Origin of the sequence: Nocardioides sp. zg-1228, from assembly GCF_017086465.1 — a bacterium.
In the GTDB taxonomy this organism is placed as follows: domain Bacteria; phylum Actinomycetota; class Actinomycetes; order Propionibacteriales; family Nocardioidaceae; genus Nocardioides.
In genome coordinates this window covers 166,310-184,374 of record NZ_CP070961.1, presented here as the reverse complement: position 1 = coordinate 184,374, position 18,065 = coordinate 166,310, and the positions used below count along the sequence as shown (strand labels likewise).

The window sequence follows — 18,065 nt, the reverse complement described above, 5'->3', positions numbered from 1 at the left end:
ACGCCTCGGGTAGCGTGACGCCATGCTGGTCGTGAGCCGCCGTGCCGGAGAGAGCGTCGTCATCGGCGATGACGTCACCGTCTCGGTGCTCGAGGTGCGCGGCGACGTCGTCCGCATCGGCATCGACGCGCCGAGGTCGGTCGCCGTCCACCGCGCCGAGCTCCTGGCCCAGCTGGCCCGGTCCAACCAGGAGGCCGCCTCCCCGACCGAGGACGCCGTCGACTCGCTGCTCAGCGCGATCCGCGACCGCCCGCAGGGCGACTGACCGGTCCCACCGGCCCCTCCCCGGGGCCGGCTGCCGGGACTGGCCCCGTGTCGGGTCCGGCGTCAGCGGGGTCGCCGGCGCCCGAGCGCAGAGGCCAGCACCGCGGCCTGGGTGCGACGCTGCACGCCCAGCTTGGCGAGCAGGCCGGTGATCTGGTTCTTGACCGTCTTCTCCGCGAGGTGCAGCCGCTCGCCGATCTGCCGGTTGGTCATCCCCTCGGCGATGAGGTCGAGGACCCGCCACTCGCCGTCGGTGAGCCGGGACAGGCCCGGAGCCTGGTTCCGCGCTCCCATGCGCTCCACGACACGGAGGGCGACATCGGAGCCGACGAGGGACTGGCCGTGCCCCACCGCCCGCACGGCGTCGACCAGCTCACGCTCGTCGGCGGTCTTGAGGACGTAGCCGGACGCACCGGCCAGGACCGAGTCGACCATCGCGTCCTCGTCGTCGTCGCAGGCGAGGATCAGCGCCTGCACGCGCGGCTCGGCCGACCTGACCTCGCGGCACACGTCGATGCCGCTGCCGTCGGGCAACCGTCCGTCGAGGACGGCGACGTCGGGCACCAGCTCGCGGATCTGGGGCACCGCCTCGGCCACGGTGCCCGACTCACCGACGATCGCGATGCCGTCCTCCGCCTCGAGCACCGCCCGGAGCCCCCGCCGCACGACCACGTGGTCGTCGAGCAGGTAGACCCTCAGGGCCGTCGATCCGTCCGTGCCAGCAGTGCCAGTCATGCCACATCCCCCCGTTGTCCCGAGGGCCCCACCCTAGGCGGGCGGGGTAGCCGCGACGAAGCAGCGGGGTGTCAACGGCAGACCGGGCTGCGCGCCGGCGTCAGGCGCGCTCGAGCAGGAAGAGCGGGATCTCGCGGTCGGTCTTCTCCTGGTAGGAGGCGTACGTCGGCCACGTGGCGACCGCGTGCTCCCACCAGTCGGCGCGCTCCTCACCCTCGAGGATGCGGGCGGTGTAGACGTGCTTCTCCGCCCCGTCCTGCAGCTCGACCTCGGGGTGGGCGACGAAGTTGTAGTACCACTCCGGGTTGTCCGGGGCGCCGCCCTTGGAGGCGACCGCGAGGTAGGCGCCGTCGCGCTCGACCCGCATCACCGGGTTCTTGCGCAGGTTGCCCGACTTCGCGCCGACCGAGGTCACGACCACGATCGGGTAGTCGGTGTCGCCCAGCGTGTTGGCCCGCTGGCCGTCACTCGCCTCGAACTCGGCCACCTGGTTGCGGACCCACTCGGAGCTGCTGGGGACGTACGTTCCTGTCAGTGCCATGCCTGCCACAACACCACGGGCGGCGGCGATCTTCCAGTCCCCGTCGGGGTGGGGCCGCAGGGGGCGGTCGGCGGGCGGGCCTCGGGGCAGCCGCCTCCCACGGGACCATCGGGCGATAGCCTCCGGATCCATGAGTGCGATCGAGGGCGTCAGTGAGATCTTCGACCCCGAGGACTGGGACGTGGTGCCCGGCTTCGACGACCTCACCGACCTGACCTACCACCGTGCGCGCGAGCACGGCACCGTGCGCATCGCGTTCGACCGCCCCGACGTGCTCAACGCGTTCCGCCCGCACACCGTCGACGAGCTGCTGCGCACCCTCGAGCACGCGCGCACGTCGGCCGACGTCGGCTGCGTGATCCTGACCGGCAACGGACCGAGCGCCAAGAACGGCAAGTGGGCCTTCTGCACCGGCGGCGACCAGCGCATCCGTGGGCGCGCCGGCTACCAGTACGAGGACACCTCCGCCGGCGCCACCGACACCGGGGCCGAGGAGCCCAGCCCCATCGACAAGGCCAGGCTCGCGCGCCTGCACATCCTGGAGTGCCAGCGGCTGATCCGCTTCATGCCGAAGGTCGTCATCTGCGTGGTCCCGGGCTGGGCGGCCGGCGGCGGGCACAGCCTCCACGTCGTCGCCGACCTCACCCTCGCCAGCCGCGAGCACGCCCGCTTCAAGCAGACCGACGCCGACGTCGGCTCGTTCGACGGCGGCTACGGCTCGGCCTACCTCGCGCGCCAGGTGGGGCAGAAGCTCGCCCGCGAGATCTTCTTCCTCGGCGACGAGTACGACGCCGAGGAGATGCACCGGATGGGCGCGGTCAACCGCGTCGTCGCGCACGCCGAGCTGGAGAAGGTCGCGCTCGACTGGGGCCGGAAGATCAACGGCAAGTCCCCGACCGCCCAGCGGATGCTGAAGTACTCCTTCAACCTCCTCGACGACGGCCTCGTCGGCCAGCAGCTCTTCGCCGGCGAGACGACCCGCCTGGCCTACATGACCGACGAGGCGCAGGAGGGACGCGACCAGTTCCTGGAGAAGCGCGAGCCCGACTGGTCGCCCTACCCCTGGTACTACTGATCTGCTGCGTTTGCGCAGGTCAGAGGCCTGTTTGGGCCTCGTGCGTGGCAGATGCGTGGCAAGAATCGTGGTCGAAGTCGGACTCGGGTTGCTGAATGACCGCGAGGTGCGCCCACATAGGTGGATGCCCATCACCACGCCCGCGATCGCACGATCGCTTAGCCCCGCGTAGTCGAGGCGATATCTCCCGCTGAACTGACGGCCCGCACCGCGTACCGTCGGGCTGTGATTGTCGAAGCGCGGCGAGGGATCGAGCTGGGAGTCCGTGACAAGCGATCTCTGGTTGCTGTGCCGACTCCCAAGCCTGCGCCGGGGACGGCGTTTCCTCCACGGCGGCTGACCCTTCGGGGCGTGCCAGTCTTCGAGCTCGGCCTATGGTGCGGAACGTGTCCCGCCATCTTTCAGAGGTTGAGCGAACCGGAGTCTGCTGACCTGGGCGTTGCAAACGAAAGGCTCAACACGGGACTGACGGCCATCGATGACGAGATTCTCCGGGCCTACGGTCGGGCGCTGCCCAAGTCTCACTACACGTCGCTGCTGCTCGACGTGACGCCGCAACTGGTGTCCCCCGGGGACGCCTCCGACTACTTCAGCCACGAGCAAGTCGCTACCTGGGGCGTGGACCCCGCTGTTGGCGCGCCCGAGAACCCTGTCACGCCCTACTACCGAACCTTTGAGACACCGGTGGGAGAGCAGGGGCACCTCTACGAGTTCGTCGTGCCCATGGTTCCGCCCGCGTGGAACGCGAGCCAACGCGTCGCCGAGTACGGCGGCAGCCTCGGACAGACCGTGCCTACGGCGGTGGCCTATTCGCTCCTCGACGTAATCCAGCCAGCGATGAATGAGGGTGATGACTACTACGAGCACTGGGTACTCACCCACTTCCTGCTCGACGGTCACCACAAGATCGAAGCGGCGTCGGCTGCCGGGCGGCCAGTCCGCCTCCTCAGCCTCATCGACGAGCGAATCAGCATCGCGTCGCCGGAGGCGATGGTTGCAGCGCTCCAGGCTCGTGCACAGGCGCGGAAATCGCGAGGCTGAGCAAGTCTGGACCAGCATCAGTCGGCTGTCCAACCTGCCCGAGATGCTTCGGTGGCCAGCACCGTCGCCGCCATCTCGCCCCCGGCTGCGCGGGACTTGTCCTCTGCGGTCGGCCACAGATGCGCGTAGGTGCTCAGGGTGGTCGTCGCCGACGCGTGTCCCATCGCCCGCTGTACCGTGACGACCTCGCACCCGGCCGCGATGAGGCCGCTGGCGAAGTAGTGCCGCAGGTCGTGCAGCTTGTGGGCGAGGCCAGCGTCGCTGCGGGTCGATCGCCCTCGATAGTCAACGAGGTTGTCGTGCCAGGGCTTGCCGCCCTCGTCGACCCGCCACCGCGACGTTTCGCCGTCGGGCGTGTGCACCCGGACATGTTCGGAGAGGATCGTGACGACCTCGTCGGGCAGGTCGATCGCCCGCTCCGACTCGTACTTGGGCGGCCGCCGCAAAGTCCCCGACGCTGGGGTCAAGACTCGGCCGATAGCCATCCTCTTCAAGCCAGAATCCTTCGGCGCCCAGGCAGATCTGCCGAGTGTCGCCTGCGGACCGCAGAGCAGCGACCGCCTCAGCGACGGACATGTGCTCGCGCTTGGACATGGCGCCAGATTGGGCGTGGGGTACCGCGATTCGTGCGGTCTTCGCGGGAGTTTTCGTTCTCCGACGGGTCCCTGGGCGGGCGTAGACTCGACCCATGTCCATGAGCGAGTCGGAGGCCTACGAGGCGGGGATGTCCCTGCCGAGTGATGCGCGCAGACGCCTCGCAATCCGACTCCTCGAGTCGGTCGACCGCGATGAGGCGTTCGACGCGGCAGCGGAGTCGTGGCTTCGCAACGAAGCCGCCGCGGCGTACGACGCTCTCAAGGCGGATCCATCGCGAGCCATCCCGGCTGAAGATGTGCGCGCCCGCTTCGAAGCCAAGTGGGCCGCCCGTTCATGACGGGCCGCATCAACCTCACTCCGGAAGCCGAACGGCAACTCAACGAGATCGACGACTGGATCGCCAAGAACGCGACCTCTGAGATTGCTCGGCGCCTACCAGAAGCGGACGCTCGTGGCCTACGAGGTTGACGAGTCGTCTGGCGAGATCGTGGTCAACGTCGTCGGCGTGTTCCACGGCGGCCAGAACTGGGAGGCCGCGCTCAGCGCCGATGACGACTCGGAAGGAGGCTGACAGCGTGGCCCCGTGCGCGGCAAAGACGTGGCAGGAGAGTCGTCGTAGGCCGTCGGCGACCAACGCCCCCAATCACGTTTCCGCAGGTCAGCCGCATAGTGCCGTCACTGACCACCGACAACCGCTGAGCGTGCCGCGCTTCCCCTGGTACTACTGAGCGTCCCTCCCGTCGCCGGGGCGGGCCTCAGCTGGTCGCGAGGGTGTGGTTGTCGATCTCCGGGTAGTGCCGGCGGATGTCCACCTTGCGCTCCAGCTCGGCGATGATCGCGGGGGCGAAGTTGACCTCGTAGAGCGCGTGGGCGCTGCCGAGGCCGCCGGGGCTGAAGACGTTGATCTCCATCAGCTTGTCGCCCACGATGTCGAGGCCGACGAGGAACATCCCGTCGGCGACGAGCTTGGGCCGCACCACCTCGACCATCGCGAGCATGTCGTCGGTGACCTTGACCTTCTCGGCCTTGCCGCCGGCGGACATGTTGGAGCGGATGTCCTTGGTGGAGGGGGTGCGCCGGAACGCCGCGTACTCGCCGTCGACGACCAGCGGCCGGCCGTTCATCACGAACATCCGCACGTCGCCCTTGGCCGCCTCGGGGAGGTACTCCTGGGCCACGACGTAGCCGTCGCGGGAGATGGCCTCGATGATCTGCTTGAGGTTGGGCGCCTCCTTGCGGTCGACGAGGAACACACCCGCGCCACCCGAGCCCTGCAGAGGCTTGAGCACCGCCTTGCCGCCGAGGTCGGTGATGAAGTCCTCGATCATGTCCTCGTCGCGCGAGATGAGCGTGCGCGGTCGCACGATCTCGGGGAAGTGCTGGAAGTAGGCCTTGGACAGCGCGTTGGCGAGGCTGGTGGGGTCGTTGACCACGAGCACCCCGCTGGAGGCGATGAGCTGGCCGAAGGCGACGCCCGCGTTGTTGCGCCACGGGTCGGTCTCGGCGTCGTCGGCCGGGTCGTTGCGCAGCATCACCACGTCGAACTCGTCGAGGCCGATGAGCTGCTCGACGTCGGGCTTCTGCACGTCGGCGAGGTGCCGGTCGAGCGAGCGGTAGGTCTTGGCGTGACCCGCGCGGGCCTTGGTGCTCAACGACCCGTCGGGCTCGTAGGCGAAGTCGCCGATGCCCATGTACCAGGCCTCGTGCCCCATCTCCTTGGCGGCCATGGCGAGGCGGTTGGTGGTGTACTCGGCCTTCTCCGTCTCGATGTCGTTGACGACGAATCCGATCTTCATGCGGGTCCCTCCAGGAGTGTGCTGAGATCGTCGGTGCCGACCGCGCGGGCCAGGTGGTCGTGCGCGGCCGGGTCGCGCAGGTAGCGCGGCAGCACCCGGGGCGGGTGCAGCAGCCCGCGGGACTCGAGGTCCCCGACCAGGGGCAGGTCGCGCAGGGAGAACTTCCCGAGCCAGAGCTGGTCGAGCGAGCCGCCGGAGCCGAGGTGGTCGAGCAGCTCGACGAGGCCCCGCAGGTAGATCGCGTCCTTGGTCATGCCGCCGGAGCGGTAGACCCGCATGACCGTGGTCCAGGCGCTGGCGCTGGGGAAGTCGTCGGCGACGAGCGCCTCGTGGGCCTCGGCGAACGTCGCGCCGCCGATCATCCGGTGCACCGTCACGACGCGGCCGGCGAGCTGGCGCAGCCGGAACGCCGTCAGGCCGCCGCAGGCGATCTCGGCGAGCACGGCGAGTCCCTCCTGCGTCTCGTCGTAGCCCGCCAGCCCGACGCCGAGCACCTTGATCGGCTGGTGGCTGCCGTTGGCCTGCGTCACCAGGTGGGTGCCGACCTCGTGGTGCAGCAGCGCCTGCGCGCGGGCGCGCTGCACCCGGGTCTCGGGTCCGATGAGGAGCACGTCACCCGAGACCATCACGCCGTTGACGTCCGAGCGGATCTCGGCGTGCATGTCGAGGTCGGGGTCCTCCTCGCGGTAGCGCGCGATCTCGGCGTCCGCGAGCGCGAGGAACTCCTCGGCGTCGAGGGCCGTGCCGCTGGGCTCGGTGCGGGTGATGCCGGCGAGCAGCGCCTCCGCCTGGGCGCGCAGCGCCGGCGACACGCCGCCATAGAGCTCCACGCTCAGCGGGAGGAAGTCCTCGGTGTCGCGCGCCGCCAGCATGTCGAGCTGGAGCTCCATCTCGCGCTGCTTGGCCCGCAGCAGCTGGCCCAGGACGGCGTCGTCGACCGCACCGGGGTCGATGTCGTCGAGCTCGGCGCGTACGACCGCCGGGTCGGTCTCGAGCTCGCGGTAGGTGAACGGCGGGTCGGGCTGCCGACCGGCCAGGAAGTCCTCACGCAGGTCGTCGGCGTCGACCGGCGTGACGTCGAGCAGGAAGCGGAAGCTCTGGGCGAGCAGGGAGAGTCGGTGGTCGACGGCCAGGTCGGCGGCGCTGAGCCCGGCACCCGGTCGGGCCGGGTCGCCGTCGCTCACCGCAGGCGCTCGAGCTCGTCGTGGAGGCCCGGCACGGCTGCGGCGAGGCCTTCCTGGGCGCGGCGGAACCGCTCGGCGTCCAGCTCGCCGGACCACTCGTCCATGAAGGTCTTCTTGAACTCGATGGCCAGCACGCAGCCCACCCGCGGGTAGCGGTCGTGCACCCACCACGCGAGGCCGCGGCCCTCGAAGACGACGTTCTCGCGGGCGTCGAGCGGCCCGCAGCCCACCGACGCGTCGCGCAGGTCGGCCATGAACCGCTCGACCAACGGGCCGAACAGCTCGTGGTCGAGGCTGCCGGTGCCGACGTTGACCTCCGGGTTGTCCTCGGCGGGGGCGGCCGGCCGGTCGGCGCCGTCGCGGCGGTGGTTGTAGGAGTGCACGTCGAGCAGCACGAACGGTCCGCGCTCGGCGAGCGCGTCGAGCCGCGGGGCCAGGGCGTCGTAGAAGGCGTCGTAGGTGGCCAGGCTGCCCTCGTAGAGCTCCTCGGACAGCACGCCGTCGCGCCACACCTCGAGCCCCCAGCAGTCGTCGGGCTTGCGGTAGATGGCCTCGCGGCGCGGCCGGTTGAGGTCGGCCTCGAAGCGCGAGCGCCGCGTCACCACCCGGTCGGGCACCACGGCGGCGAGCCGGTCGGTGAACGGGTCCTCCTCGCGGAAGCGCTCCGCCTCGTCGAGCACCATCGCCTCGGCGATCTCGGGGCGCAGGTCGTGTCCGGCGTGCACGGCGGTCGCCACGACCGGGCCGTCCCACTCGCCGACGAACGCGACGGCGCCCGGGGTCCCTCCGACGTCAGCCATGGCGGAGTGTTCTACCGGAGTCCGCACCTCACCTCCACCCGGCTCGTACCCCTACGGGTGACCGGCTGGTAGGACTGGGGCCATGAGGATCGTCGTGCTGACCGGGGCGGGCATCTCGGCCGAGAGCGGCCTGACCACCTTCCGTGACGCGGGTGGGCTGTGGGAGGGCCACGACCCGATGCAGGTGGCGACGCCGGAGGCCTACGCCGACGACCCCGGCCTCGTGCAGCGCTTCTACGACGCGCGGCGGGCGGCCCTCGCCCGGGTCGAGCCCAACGCCGCACACCACGCGCTCGCCCGCCTCGAGGACGCCCTCGGTGACGACCTGCTCCTCGTCACCCAGAACGTCGACGACCTCCACGAGCGCGCCGGCTCGCGACGGGTCCACCACATCCACGGCCGGCTGCAGGCGGCGTGGTGCACCGGCTGCGACGAGCGGCACGAGTGGCACGGCACCCTGGCTGACGAGCCGCCGTGCCCCGGGTGCGGCGCGAGCGACCTGCGTCCCGACATCGTCTGGTTCGGCGAGGTGCCCTACGGCATGGACGTGGTCGAGGACGCCCTCGAGCGGTGCGACCTCTTCGTCTCGATCGGCACCTCGGGCGTCGTCTACCCGGCCGCGGCGTTCGTCCACTGGGCCGCCGGCGAGACCCTCGAGCTCAACCTCGAGCCGAGCGCCGGCGCGTCCGACTTCGACGCCTCCCGGCAGGGCCCGGCCACCCGGCTCGTCCCCGCTTGGGTCGACGAGCTGCTGGGCTGAGCCGCGTCAGGGCCCCGCGGCCCCGTGGTGCGCGAGGGGCCGGAAGTGCAGGCGTACGCGGGTGCCGCGACCGAGCACCGACTCGATCTCGATGCGCCCGCCGTGCCGTTGCATGATCTCGCGCACGATGCCGAGGCCGAGGCCGGTGCCCGGGCGCATCAGCGCCTCCTCGTTGGTCGAGCGGAACAGTGGCGAGAACAGGTCGGCCTGGTCGGCCTCGGAGATCCCGATGCCCTCGTCCCTGCAGGAGAAGGAGAGCCCGCCGTCGGCGCGGCGCTCGATGCCGAGCCACACCTCGTCGCCGGGGTCGGAGTACTTCACCGCGTTGTCGACGAGGTTGGACACCGCGCTCGCGATCTCGCGCGGGTCGCCCAGCACGACGGCCTCGCTCAGGTCCCCGACGAGCTGGAGGGTGACGCCCGACCGCTCGGCCACGGCGGTCATCGCCGCGACCGTCTCCTCCACCACGGGGACGAGGTCGACGTGCTGCATCGCCGGGCGGTGCTGCGGGTCGCTGACCCGGGTCAGCATCGCCAGGCCCTCGAGCAGCTGGCCGAGTCGCTCGCTGCCGCGCAGGATGGCCTGCGCGCGCCTGCGGTCCTGCGCGTCGGCGTCCTCGCTCTCGAGCAGGAACTCCGCGTTGGCGGCGATGACGGTCATCGGGTTGTTGATCTCGTGGGTCAGCTCGCGCAGGAACCGGTGCCGGGCCCCCTCGACGCCGCGCAGCTCCTCGAGCAGCCGGCGTTCGCGCTGGGTCGCGCGGGCGTTGGCGATGGCGCGACCGAGGTCGTGGCCGAGCTCCAGCGCCGCGTGGCCCTCGCTGTCGGTCCAGCGTCGTGAGCCGGTGCGCCGTGCGCACATGAGCATGCCCAGCAGCTCGTCGTCGACACCCACGGGCGCCACGACCACCGCCTCCAGCCGGGCCAGGCCCAGGGCGTCGGTGAACCAGCCGGTGTGGGCCGCGAGAGCGGCGTCGCCCCAGACCTGGCCGGGCTCGATGATGGTCACCCGCTGTGCCGCCCAGGCGCGGGCGGCGGCGGCGTCGAGCGCGCTCCTCACCTCGGGGACCGTGTCGAGGCCCAGCACGTCGGGGCCTTCGCGATCGTCGCGGAAGAACACGCGGATCTCGAGCTCGTCGACCGACAGCGCACCGAGCAGCGTCGAGCGGGCCTCGCGCAGGAGGTGGTTGACGTCGTGGCGCGCCGTGTTGGACCGGGCCAGGCGCCGGGTGGCACGGATGACCCTCATGTGGTCGGCGTACTCCTCGCGCTCCACCACGGCGAGGATCGAGCGCAGCACCACCTCCAGGTCGTCGCCCAGCTCGAGGAGGCGCGCGACGCCGGGTCGGCGCAGGTCGGTCGGGACGTCGAGGTAGAGCAGCGCCCGCAGGTCGCCGCGCTCGTCGGTGATCTCCGCGACGAGCATGTCGAAGGGGTGCCACGTGTCGGGGCAGTCGGTCACCGGGATCTCGGGCACCACGACCACGCCGTCGATGCTCTCGCGGACCTCCTCGGACAGGCTGTCGGCCGAGATCCACACGAGGTGGCCCAGGCGCACGCCCTGTGCGAAGACGAGCTGCATGTCGACGAGGCTGGACGCGGTGCCGAGCCGCTCCTCCGCGTTGGGCTCGTCGCCGACGATCGCGACGAACTCGAGCAGACCCTGGGGCCGCACGACCTCGATGGCGCAGACGTCGAATCCGGCGCGCCTCGCCGCGTCGCGGGCCAGGTCGTGCATCAACGCCCGGGCGCGCGCGTCACCCCAGCTGAGGTCGCGCGTCCTGCGCTCCTCGGTCCGCGCCTGCTCCATGGCGTCGTCGCCCTCCCCATCCCCACCGGCGATCGTAGGGGGCCGGCCCCGTCGCGCCGGTCGGTATCCACCCACCGGGCCCGGTCTTCACCGTCGGGCGTCGCCGTCAGGCGGGCGGGCGCGGCCCCCCGGCCGGGATCCACGCGGCGAACGTGGTGCCCTCCCCCAGCGTCGAGGTGACCTCGAGGGTGCCCCCGTGGGTGGTCACGACGCGCTCGATGATGGCCAGGCCCAGCCCCGTCCCCGGACGCCGCCGTGCCTCGGCGCTGCTGGATCGGAAGAACGGCTGGAACACCTTGTCGAGCTCGTCGGCAGCGATGCCGATGCCGGTGTCGGCGCAGGTCATCCGTACGCCGTCCACGCCGCCGGCGGCGTGCGCCGACGCCACCAGGGCGACCCGCCCGCCGGCCGGGGTGTACTTGACCGCGTTGCCCACCAGGTTGGCCACCATCCGCTGCAGGCCGGCGGCCTCGCCGATCAGCGTCAGACCGTCGGCCACCGAGGAATCCACCTCCACTCCGGCCGCGGCCGCGGTCGACGCCAGGTCGCCGCAGGTCTCGCGGACCAGCGCCGACAGGTCGACCTCCAGCGCCGCCGGCCCGTTGTCGGGGTCGCTCACCGAGGCCAGGGTCATCAGGTCGGCGACCATGTCCTCGATGCGCCGGGCCGAGCGGCCGAGCGCCCCGAGGGAGTCGCGGACGTCGTCGGGCGTGGGGTCCTGGTCGAGCAGCTCGAGGTGGGTGAACAGCACGCTCACCGGGTTGCGGAGCTCGTGGGCGAGGGTCAGCACCATGTCGCGCCGGTAGTCGTTGACCTCGCGCAGCTGGGCGTTGAGCGCCCGCTCGCGCTCCATCAGCCGTGCCTCGAGCATCAGCCGTGCCACGTCGCCGGCGACCGTGGTGGCGGCGTTGATCTCGGAGGCGTTCCAGCGCGGCGCGTCGGGTGCGCGTCCCATCACCAGCGTGGCGAGGTACTCCTCTCCCGCCCCGATCGGCACGAGCAGCCCGGACCCCATGCCGCGGGCGTCGAGCAGGCGCACCAGGGCGTCCGGTGTCTCGATCGACTCCTCGTGCATGCTCCAGGTGCGCTGCGTCTCGACCACGACGTGCCCACGCCGGCGCCACTGGTGGCGCATCAGCTCGGCGAGCTCGGCGCGTGCGGCCTGGAGTCCCTCGACCACGGTGCCCGTCGCGACCACGGCGACCTCGGCCATGTCCATCGCCTCGGTCATCGCCCGGGACAGCTCCCCGACGAGCTCCTGCGCGCCCAGGCCGGGGCGTACGCTCTCGATCGCCCGGCGCGCCTGGGTGACCATGCGGAGCTGCTCGCCGTAGAGCTCGCGCTCCACGATGCTGATGACCGCGTCGAACATCGCGCCGACCTCGAGGTTGATCGCCTCCGCCGTCTTGGCCGTCGGACGCAGCCCCGAGTGCGGCTCGTCGAGGTAGACGATCGCGCGCAGGTCGCCGTCCTCGTTCTCCAGCAGGCGCAGCATCTGGTCGTCGGGGTCCCACCCGTCGGGCAGGCCGGACGGGGCCGTTGCGGGCTTGTGGCCGTACTCGTCGAGCCACGCGCGGGTGTCGTCGTCGAGGCGCTCGCCCGCGATGTGGCGCCAGCCCGCGAGGTCCTCCCCGAGCGCGTGGATGTGGTCGAGTGCGAGCGGCGAGGCCTGGCCGATCATCTTGTCGCGAGCCGCGTCGTCGCCGGCGATCGCCACGAACTCCAAGAAGCCGTCCGTGCGCAGCGCCTCGATGGCCACGACCTTGTGCTGGGTGCGGCGCGCCAGGTCCTCCGCGACGGCGTGCAGGACCGCGCGCTGGGCCTCGTTGCCCCACGCCTTCCCCCGTGGGCGCACCCACCCCGCGTCGTCGCCCACCAATGCTCCTGCCACCGAGACGAGCCAGATGGCGCGACGTTACCCTCCATCGGCGGGTTCGGTGCGGCTCTTGGGCAGGATCGTCGAGATGGTGACCCGCGGGTAACATAGCGGCATGAAGCGTGAGATCTACGACGAGGACCACGAGGCCTTCCGCGCCTCCGTCAAGCAGTTCCTGGACCGCGAGGTCGTCCCGCACCTCGACAGCTATGCCGGCAACCACGGCCTGGACCGCGACTTCTGGCTCGCGGCGGGCAAGCAGGGCTTCCTCGGCCTCGAGATCCCGGAGGCCTTCGGCGGCGCCGAGGCCGGCGACTACCGCTTCAACGCGGTGCTCACCGAGGAGCTCGCCAAGGTCAACATGACCCTTCCGAGCTGCGTGGGCATCCACGCCGACATCACCGTGCCCTACCTCGTGCACCTGACGAACGACGAGCAGAAGGCCCGCTGGCTGCCGCGCTGCGCGACCGGCGAGCTCGTCACGGCCATCGGGATGACCGAGCCCGGCGGCGGCTCCGACCTGGCCAACCTCAAGACGACGGCCGTGCGCGACGGCGACGACTGGATCATCAACGGGTCCAAGACCTTCATCACCAACGGTGGCTCCGCCGACCTCGTGCTGGTCGCGGCGCGCACCAGCCCGGAGAAGAAGGCCAAGGGCATCTCGCTCTTCGCCGTCGACACCACGCTCGACGGCTTCAGCGTCGGCCGGGTGCTCGACAAGGTCGGCCAGGACGAGTCCGACACCGCCGAGCTGTCGTTCGAGGACGTGCGGGTCAGCAACGACGACCTCGTCGGCCCTCTCGACACCGGCTTCATCTCGATGATGCAGTTCCTGCCGCAGGAGCGCCTCGGCTCGGCCGTCACCAACCTGGCCCACGCCCGGCAGATCCTCGAGGAGACGATCCAGTACGCCAAGGACCGTCAGGCGTTCGGCCAGCCGATCGGCGCCTTCCAGAACACCCAGTTCCTGCTGGCCGACCTGGTCACCCGCGTCGACGTCACCCAGGCGTTCGTCGACCAGTGCGTGCTCGCGCACACCAAGAAGGAGCTGACCCCCGTCGACGCCGCCAAGGCGAAGTGGTGGACCTCGCAGGTGCAGAACGACGTGCTCGACCACTGCGTGCAGGTGCACGGCGGCTACGGCTACATGAACGAGTACCGCGTCGCCCGCGCCTGGCGCGACGCGCGCGTGACGAAGATCTGGGCCGGCTCGAACGAGATCATGAAGATGCTGATCGGGCGCGACCTGGGCCTGTGATGCGGGCCTTCGTCGCCGTCCTGCCGCCGGCGGGGGTCGTCGAGCACCTCGACGACTTCCTGGCCGTGCGTCGGGAGGCGGCGGAGCTCCGCTGGTCCGCGCCCGAGCAGTGGCACGTGACCCTGGCGTTCGCGGCATCGTTGCCCGAGCGCTCGCTCGACCAGCTCGAGGAGCTGCTGGCCGCGGCCGCCGGGCGGCGGGCGTCCTTCGAGATGCTCGTCGCCGGCGGCGGCGCCTTCCCTCACCCCGACGCCGCACGCGTGCTGCACGCCGGCCTCGAGGTCGACGACGACGCCGGGCTCGACCGGCTCGCGGCGGCCTGCCGGGCCGCGGTGTCCCGTGCGGGCGGCCGGGTCGACGGCCAGCGGTTCCGCCCGCACCTCACCCTCGCCCGGCTCGGCAGGCCGGCCAACGTCACCTCGTGGGTCCGGGTCCTCGACACCTACGCGGGCCCGCGCTGGCAGGTCACCGAGGTCGCGCTGGTGGCCTCCCACCTCGGCGAGGGCCCACGCCGAGGCCCGCGCCACGAGGTCGTCGCGACCTTCCCCCTCGGCTGACGCCGGGCTCGCAGCCAAGGCTCCCCTTCGTTGCATCCGGCCGGGCGCCGAGCGACGATCGATGGGTGATCCCGGAGACCGGCACCGACGACGACCCGAAGCACTTCCATGCCGAGATGGGCGGCGCCGTCGGCGAGCGCCTCAACTGGCTGCGGGCCGCGGTGCTCGGCGCCAACGACGGCATCGTGTCGACCGCCGGCGTCGTGATGGGCGTGGCGGGCGCGACCGACGACAGCGGCGCCATCGTGATCGCCGGCATCGCCGCCCTGACCGCCGGCGCGCTCAGCATGGGCGCCGGCGAGTACGTCTCGGTCAGCACGCAGCGCGACTCCGAGCGGGCGCTGCTCGACCTGGAGGCGAACGAGCTGCAGCAGATGCCGCAGACCGAGGAGCGCGAGCTCGCCCAGAAGTACGTCGACAAGGGCCTGTCGCCCGAGACCGCGGAGCAGGTCGCCCGCGAGCTCACCGAGCACGACGCCCTGCGCGCGCACGCCGAGATCGAGTTCGGCATCGACCCCGACAACCTGACCAACCCCTGGCACGCCGCCTGGGCCTCGATGCTCGCCTTCACCGCGGGCGCGCTGCTGCCGCTGCTGATCGTGGCGTACGTCCCCGCCGGGCAGCGGATCCTCGTCACGGTGCTCAGCATCGCCGCGGCGCTCGCGCTCACCGGCTTCGTCAGCGCGCGGCTCGGCTACAGCCCGCGAGGCCCTGCCGTGGTGCGCAACGTCGGCGGTGGGCTGCTCGCGATGGGCGTGACCTACCTGATCGGCACGCTGGCCGGCGTGCAGGTCGGCTGAGCCGCCCCTCCAGCGGAGCGAGGTCGGGCGTCGCGGTCGTCATCGTGGGCGCTGAGCGGCCAGGGGTGACGTACGCCGGTCCGGTCTGCCCCGCGCCGCTGGTTCATCAAGGTATGTCGGCGAACCGTCACTTCCCACGGCGAGTTCACGCAGGGAAGTGCGGGTTGGTCTGCATACCTTGATGAACCGTCACGGCGGCGCGCCAGGCGCAGCACGAGCTGCGGGTCGATGGCGTACGACGACGGGGCCCCGGGGTCCGCCGTCAGGACAGCGCGGACGCCACGTCGCGCGCGAGCCCGAGCCATCGCTCGAGCTCGTCGGCGTCCGGCTCCCAGTGCGCCATGACCGTCACGACGCCACCGGAGACCACCACCCACACCCCGCTGTCGACGATGCGCTGCATGAGCGGGGCCAACCGCTCCCGCGTCGCCGCGACGTCACCCGCCGCCAGCACCCGCTGCGGGCCGGCGTCGCTCGCCCGTCCGTGGAACCGGTCGGGGAACAGCAGGGGGGTCCACACCACGGGCAGGTCGCGCACGACCAGGTCGGCCTCGACCCCGGGCGCCTCGACCTGCGTGACGTGCACCCGGATGGCGTACTTCATGCCCGAGCCGCGCCGGGAGGTGTACGCCGTCCACGACCGTGACCGGAAGCCCTCGCCCGTCACGTCGAGGTCGCACTCGCCCACGTCGATCGCGTGGGCGCGCAGGTCGGCGGGGAAGGCACCCGCGGCGGCCGGGCCGCGGCGTACGGTCCAGCCGCGGTCGGCGGCGAGCCGGACCACGCTCTCCTGCGTGGCGTGCGCCTTCTCGACGAGCTCGCGGTCGCCCGCTCCGCCGCGACGGTAGTGACGCAGCCACGACCGTGCGCGCAGTGCGAGCACGACGACCAGGACGACGAGCAGGCCGACCCGCAACCAGTCCGAGATCTCCACGCGGCGGAACCTAGTAGCCCCTCGCCCGCCGCGCCCAGTCCTCGTCGTCCTCGTCGTCCTCGAGGCTGGCCGGGTCGACGTGCGCGGCGAGGTCGACGTCGCTCTGGGTCTGGATGTGCGTGCGGAGCTGGTCGTCCTCGGCCAGCTCGTGCTCGGTGATCTCGCGCACCTGGCGGTTCCAGTCGGCGACCGCCCGGTCGTGCGCCTGCTTGACCATCTGGCCGAGCACGGCGTGCGAGGAGGCGGCTCCCTCGGAGAACCGGATGTCGGTGACGACGGCGCTGCCGTCGACGGTGACCTCGACGAGCCCGCGACTCGAGCGGCCGACTGCGACGATCGCCATGATCCGGTCGCCCGCCGCGTCGGCGCGGCGGGCCCGCGCGGTGTGCTCCTCGCGCAACCGGGCGAGGCCCGCCTCGGTGAACTCGGTGGGGATCTCGAAGCTCATGCGCCGGCACCGCCGCGGTCGATGCCGGAGTCGACGGCCTGGACGGCGTTGAGCATCGCGCCCCAGCCCGTGTCGACGAGCTCGGCGACGATCTTGAAGTCGGTCATGCCGCGCACCAGCGCCTGCGTGAAGGTGGTGCAGTCGGTGACCGTGATGCTGATCCGGGCGGTGGCCTTCGGGATGACCCACGACGCTCCGATGCCGACGGTCGCGGCGACCTCGCCGGCCCACGCGATGAGCGCCCCCACCAGGTCGGCGATCAGGTCGCGGACGAAGCTGCGCACGGCCTGGACGACCCCGCTGGCCAGCTGCATGCCCTGGGCGATGCACCGGCAGACGAACGCCGAGCGGTGCATCGCGTCGACCAGCGCGGCTGCCACCACACCGAAGGCGGTGGCGGCGAGTCCGCTCCAGCCGGACATCGCCGCGTTGAGGGCACTCATCAGGTCGGCCGCGGAGGACTCGAGGTGGTCGGCGATGTTGCCCCAGGAGACGCCGATCGACTCCACCAGCGCCGGGTTGCCGGCCAGCGAGTCGAGCATCTGCGGCAGGGGCGGGACGTAGTCCATGAGGAACCCGGCCACGCTGCTGAGCAGCGTCGCGAACGGGTCGATGGCCATCATCACCATGTCGGTGGCGACGCCGGCGAGGGCGATGACGCCGCTGAGCTCGTCGCCCTGGGCGAACGCCTGCCCGGCCGCCACGGCGCTGGAGGCGCCGGGGTGGAAGCCGACCAGACCGGAGTAGTCGCCCCCCGCCACCTGCTCGTAGGGAGAGCCCGCGAGGTCGATCGGCTCGACGGCGATCAGGTCGGACATCAGAGTGTTCCTCTCAGCTTGTCGTGCATCTGCGCCACGGCCGCGTCGGTCTTCTGGAAGTCGGCCGAGCACGCGTCCACCGCACCGGCCCCCTTGCCGAGGGCGCCCTCGATGGCCCCGATCGCCGTCAGCGCGGCGCTCGAGAAGGCCAGGCACGGCGGGGTGAAGAACGAGCAGATGATGCCGAACGCCTGCGGCGAGAGCGCCGTGACCGCGGCGCCGGCGGATCCGGCCTCTCCTGTCTGACCGGCGGCGGTGCTCAGCGCGGCCGAGATCCTGGACAGCTCGGACGGTTCGACGTAGAACCCGTTGCTCACGGTGTCTCCTGGGGGTCGAGGAAGCGGAGCAGCGCCTGTGCCACGCTGCGGTCGAAGAGTGCGTCCACGGCCCGACCCGCGGACCGGGACCCGAGACCGAGGCCGGCCTTGGCCTGCTGCAGCGCCGCCAGCGTCTCCTCGCGGAGCTCGTCGGCGCTCAGCCCGGTGATGCCCGGCTCGAACGACACCGACTGGATCATCCCCCGGGAGTCGACGCGCACCTGGACCGCACCGTCGAGGGCCTCGCCGCTGGCGCCGGAGCCGGGGGTGAGCATCTGCTCCTTGGCGGCGGCGTCCAGCTCACGAGCCCTCTCCAGCTTGCGCAGCACCTGCTCGTGGATCTCGTCCATCAGCTCGCGCTGCGCCGCGGACGCGCGGACCGGATCGGCGGGCGGCCGGACCGGTCGCAGCCACGGGCCGGGGGGAAGTTGGTCGGTCATGGGTGGATAGAT

General features: G+C 71.6%; 21 protein-coding genes. 8 read left to right on the top strand and 13 right to left on the bottom strand.

What is annotated here, in order from left to right; translation table 11 throughout:
• Nucleotides 1-22: 22 nt before the first annotated feature.
• The gene (gene csrA / locus JX575_RS19745) at nucleotides 23-265 is read left to right on the top strand and encodes a carbon storage regulator CsrA (RefSeq protein ID WP_186339838.1); all 243 of its coding nucleotides are present in this window, start codon (nucleotides 23-25) and stop codon (nucleotides 263-265) included.
• A 62-nt stretch (nucleotides 266-327) separates the two neighbouring features.
• Here csrA and JX575_RS00895 read toward each other — a convergent pair whose 3' ends face one another.
• Nucleotides 328-999, bottom strand: coding sequence for a response regulator transcription factor (locus JX575_RS00895; RefSeq protein ID WP_186339837.1), 672 nt, complete (start codon nucleotides 997-999; stop codon nucleotides 328-330).
• Nucleotides 1,000-1,099: 100 nt separating this feature from the next.
• Nucleotides 1,100-1,540, bottom strand: a complete 441-nt coding sequence (locus tag JX575_RS00890) for a nitroreductase family deazaflavin-dependent oxidoreductase (protein ID WP_186339836.1) — start codon at nucleotides 1,538-1,540, stop codon at nucleotides 1,100-1,102.
• A 130-nt stretch (nucleotides 1,541-1,670) separates the two neighbouring features.
• Between JX575_RS00890 and JX575_RS00885 the strand changes: the two genes are divergently transcribed.
• Both JX575_RS00885 and JX575_RS00880 read left to right on the top strand, forming a co-directional pair.
• Nucleotides 1,671-2,615, top strand: a complete 945-nt coding sequence (locus tag JX575_RS00885) for a 1,4-dihydroxy-2-naphthoyl-CoA synthase (RefSeq protein WP_186339835.1) — start codon at nucleotides 1,671-1,673, stop codon at nucleotides 2,613-2,615.
• 351 nt (nucleotides 2,616-2,966) lie between these two features.
• Nucleotides 2,967-3,656, top strand: coding sequence for a hypothetical protein (locus tag JX575_RS00880; protein WP_186339834.1), 690 nt, complete (start codon nucleotides 2,967-2,969; stop codon nucleotides 3,654-3,656).
• A gap of 17 nt (nucleotides 3,657-3,673) precedes the next feature.
• On the opposite strand, the gene JX575_RS00875 is transcribed toward JX575_RS00880, so the two are convergent.
• The gene (locus JX575_RS00875; RefSeq protein ID WP_186340378.1) at nucleotides 3,674-4,141 is read right to left on the bottom strand and encodes a tyrosine-type recombinase/integrase; all 468 of its coding nucleotides are present in this window, start codon (nucleotides 4,139-4,141) and stop codon (nucleotides 3,674-3,676) included.
• 203 nt (nucleotides 4,142-4,344) lie between these two features.
• Between JX575_RS00875 and JX575_RS00870 the strand changes: the two genes are divergently transcribed.
• Nucleotides 4,345-4,590, top strand: a complete 246-nt coding sequence (locus JX575_RS00870; protein WP_186339833.1) for an addiction module protein — start codon at nucleotides 4,345-4,347, stop codon at nucleotides 4,588-4,590.
• Nucleotides 4,591-5,008: 418 nt separating this feature from the next.
• Here JX575_RS00870 and JX575_RS00865 read toward each other — a convergent pair whose 3' ends face one another.
• Genes JX575_RS00865 through JX575_RS00855 form a run of 3 tightly spaced genes read right to left on the bottom strand, consistent with a single transcriptional unit; the run spans nucleotide 5,009 to nucleotide 8,033 of the window.
• Nucleotides 5,009-6,049: a glutathione synthetase gene (locus JX575_RS00865; protein ID WP_186339832.1), complete on the bottom strand. Its 1,041-nt coding sequence runs from the start codon at nucleotides 6,047-6,049 to the stop codon at nucleotides 5,009-5,011.
• On the bottom strand, nucleotides 6,046-7,233 hold the full coding sequence (locus tag JX575_RS00860; protein ID WP_186339831.1) for a tyrosine/phenylalanine carboxypeptidase domain-containing protein: 1,188 nt from the start codon (nucleotides 7,231-7,233) through the stop codon (nucleotides 6,046-6,048). Before JX575_RS00860 ends, JX575_RS00865 begins: the two co-directional genes overlap by 4 nt.
• Nucleotides 7,230-8,033, bottom strand: a complete 804-nt coding sequence (locus tag JX575_RS00855) for an N-formylglutamate amidohydrolase (RefSeq protein ID WP_186339830.1) — start codon at nucleotides 8,031-8,033, stop codon at nucleotides 7,230-7,232. Before JX575_RS00855 ends, JX575_RS00860 begins: the two co-directional genes overlap by 4 nt.
• Before the next feature lie 82 nt (nucleotides 8,034-8,115).
• Here JX575_RS00855 and JX575_RS00850 point away from each other — a divergent pair, with 82 nt between their 5' ends.
• Nucleotides 8,116-8,793, top strand: coding sequence for an NAD-dependent deacylase (locus JX575_RS00850; protein ID WP_186339829.1), 678 nt, complete (start codon nucleotides 8,116-8,118; stop codon nucleotides 8,791-8,793).
• Nucleotides 8,794-8,799: 6 nt separating this feature from the next.
• On the opposite strand, the gene JX575_RS00845 is transcribed toward JX575_RS00850, so the two are convergent.
• Both JX575_RS00845 and JX575_RS00840 read right to left on the bottom strand, forming a co-directional pair.
• Nucleotides 8,800-10,602 (bottom strand): ATP-binding protein, encoded by a 1,803-nt coding sequence (locus tag JX575_RS00845; protein ID WP_186339828.1) that lies wholly within the window; start codon nucleotides 10,600-10,602, stop codon nucleotides 8,800-8,802.
• Between the two features lie 106 nt (nucleotides 10,603-10,708).
• A complete protein-coding gene (locus JX575_RS00840; protein WP_186339827.1) occupies nucleotides 10,709-12,478 on the bottom strand; it encodes a HAMP domain-containing sensor histidine kinase in 1,770 nt (589 codons plus the stop codon).
• 115 nt (nucleotides 12,479-12,593) lie between these two features.
• Between JX575_RS00840 and JX575_RS00835 the strand changes: the two genes are divergently transcribed.
• The 3 genes from JX575_RS00835 to JX575_RS00825 all read left to right on the top strand — a co-directional run bounded on the left by JX575_RS00835 (nucleotide 12,594) and on the right by JX575_RS00825 (nucleotide 15,096).
• Nucleotides 12,594-13,739, top strand: a complete 1,146-nt coding sequence (locus JX575_RS00835; protein WP_186339826.1) for an acyl-CoA dehydrogenase family protein — start codon at nucleotides 12,594-12,596, stop codon at nucleotides 13,737-13,739.
• Nucleotides 13,739-14,296, top strand: coding sequence for an RNA 2',3'-cyclic phosphodiesterase (thpR, locus tag JX575_RS00830; RefSeq protein ID WP_186339825.1), 558 nt, complete (start codon nucleotides 13,739-13,741; stop codon nucleotides 14,294-14,296). The genes JX575_RS00835 and thpR overlap by 1 nt, the downstream gene beginning before the upstream one ends.
• A 65-nt stretch (nucleotides 14,297-14,361) precedes the next feature.
• Nucleotides 14,362-15,096 (top strand): VIT family protein, encoded by a 735-nt coding sequence (locus JX575_RS00825; RefSeq protein WP_241005277.1) that lies wholly within the window; start codon nucleotides 14,362-14,364, stop codon nucleotides 15,094-15,096.
• Between the two features lie 262 nt (nucleotides 15,097-15,358).
• Here the strand turns inward: JX575_RS00825 and JX575_RS00820 are convergent, their stop codons facing one another.
• The 5 genes from JX575_RS00820 to JX575_RS00800 are packed head-to-tail and all read right to left on the bottom strand — an operon-like array spanning nucleotide 15,359 to nucleotide 18,053.
• On the bottom strand, nucleotides 15,359-16,030 hold the full coding sequence (locus JX575_RS00820) for a hypothetical protein (RefSeq protein WP_186339824.1): 672 nt from the start codon (nucleotides 16,028-16,030) through the stop codon (nucleotides 15,359-15,361).
• Nucleotides 16,031-16,040: 10 nt separating this feature from the next.
• A complete protein-coding gene (locus tag JX575_RS00815) occupies nucleotides 16,041-16,478 on the bottom strand; it encodes a YbaB/EbfC family nucleoid-associated protein (RefSeq protein WP_186339823.1) in 438 nt (145 codons plus the stop codon).
• Nucleotides 16,475-17,296 carry a hypothetical protein gene (locus JX575_RS00810; RefSeq protein WP_186339822.1) on the bottom strand — a complete coding sequence of 274 codons (822 nt, stop codon included), beginning with the start codon at nucleotides 17,294-17,296 and terminating at the stop codon, nucleotides 16,475-16,477. Before JX575_RS00810 ends, JX575_RS00815 begins: the two co-directional genes overlap by 4 nt.
• The gene (locus JX575_RS00805) at nucleotides 17,296-17,613 is read right to left on the bottom strand and encodes a type VII secretion target (protein ID WP_186339821.1); all 318 of its coding nucleotides are present in this window, start codon (nucleotides 17,611-17,613) and stop codon (nucleotides 17,296-17,298) included. The genes JX575_RS00810 and JX575_RS00805 overlap by 1 nt, the downstream gene beginning before the upstream one ends.
• Nucleotides 17,610-18,053 (bottom strand): hypothetical protein, encoded by a 444-nt coding sequence (locus tag JX575_RS00800; RefSeq protein WP_186339820.1) that lies wholly within the window; start codon nucleotides 18,051-18,053, stop codon nucleotides 17,610-17,612. The genes JX575_RS00805 and JX575_RS00800 overlap by 4 nt, the downstream gene beginning before the upstream one ends.
• Nucleotides 18,054-18,065: the final 12 nt, after the last annotated feature.

Coding starts and splice junctions, on each gene's coding strand:
- JX575_RS00855 (WP_186339830.1), bottom strand. CDS start 8,033: ATGGCTGACGTCGGAGGGACCCCGGGCGCCGTCGCGTTCGTCGGCGAG.
- JX575_RS00850 (WP_186339829.1), top strand. CDS start 8,116: ATGAGGATCGTCGTGCTGACCGGGGCGGGCATCTCGGCCGAGAGCGGC.
- JX575_RS00815 (WP_186339823.1), bottom strand. CDS start 16,478: ATGAGCTTCGAGATCCCCACCGAGTTCACCGAGGCGGGCCTCGCCCGG.
- JX575_RS00875 (WP_186340378.1), bottom strand. CDS start 4,141: ATGGCTATCGGCCGAGTCTTGACCCCAGCGTCGGGGACTTTGCGGCGG.
- JX575_RS00885 (WP_186339835.1), top strand. CDS start 1,671: ATGAGTGCGATCGAGGGCGTCAGTGAGATCTTCGACCCCGAGGACTGG.
- JX575_RS00800 (WP_186339820.1), bottom strand. CDS start 18,053: ATGACCGACCAACTTCCCCCCGGCCCGTGGCTGCGACCGGTCCGGCCG.
- JX575_RS00835 (WP_186339826.1), top strand. CDS start 12,594: ATGAAGCGTGAGATCTACGACGAGGACCACGAGGCCTTCCGCGCCTCC.
- JX575_RS00845 (WP_186339828.1), bottom strand. CDS start 10,602: ATGGAGCAGGCGCGGACCGAGGAGCGCAGGACGCGCGACCTCAGCTGG.
- JX575_RS00890 (WP_186339836.1), bottom strand. CDS start 1,540: ATGGCACTGACAGGAACGTACGTCCCCAGCAGCTCCGAGTGGGTCCGC.
- csrA (WP_186339838.1), top strand. CDS start 23: ATGCTGGTCGTGAGCCGCCGTGCCGGAGAGAGCGTCGTCATCGGCGAT.
- thpR (WP_186339825.1), top strand. CDS start 13,739: ATGCGGGCCTTCGTCGCCGTCCTGCCGCCGGCGGGGGTCGTCGAGCAC.
- JX575_RS00810 (WP_186339822.1), bottom strand. CDS start 17,296: ATGTCCGACCTGATCGCCGTCGAGCCGATCGACCTCGCGGGCTCTCCC.
- JX575_RS00870 (WP_186339833.1), top strand. CDS start 4,345: ATGTCCATGAGCGAGTCGGAGGCCTACGAGGCGGGGATGTCCCTGCCG.
- JX575_RS00895 (WP_186339837.1), bottom strand. CDS start 999: ATGACTGGCACTGCTGGCACGGACGGATCGACGGCCCTGAGGGTCTAC.
- JX575_RS00865 (WP_186339832.1), bottom strand. CDS start 6,049: ATGAAGATCGGATTCGTCGTCAACGACATCGAGACGGAGAAGGCCGAG.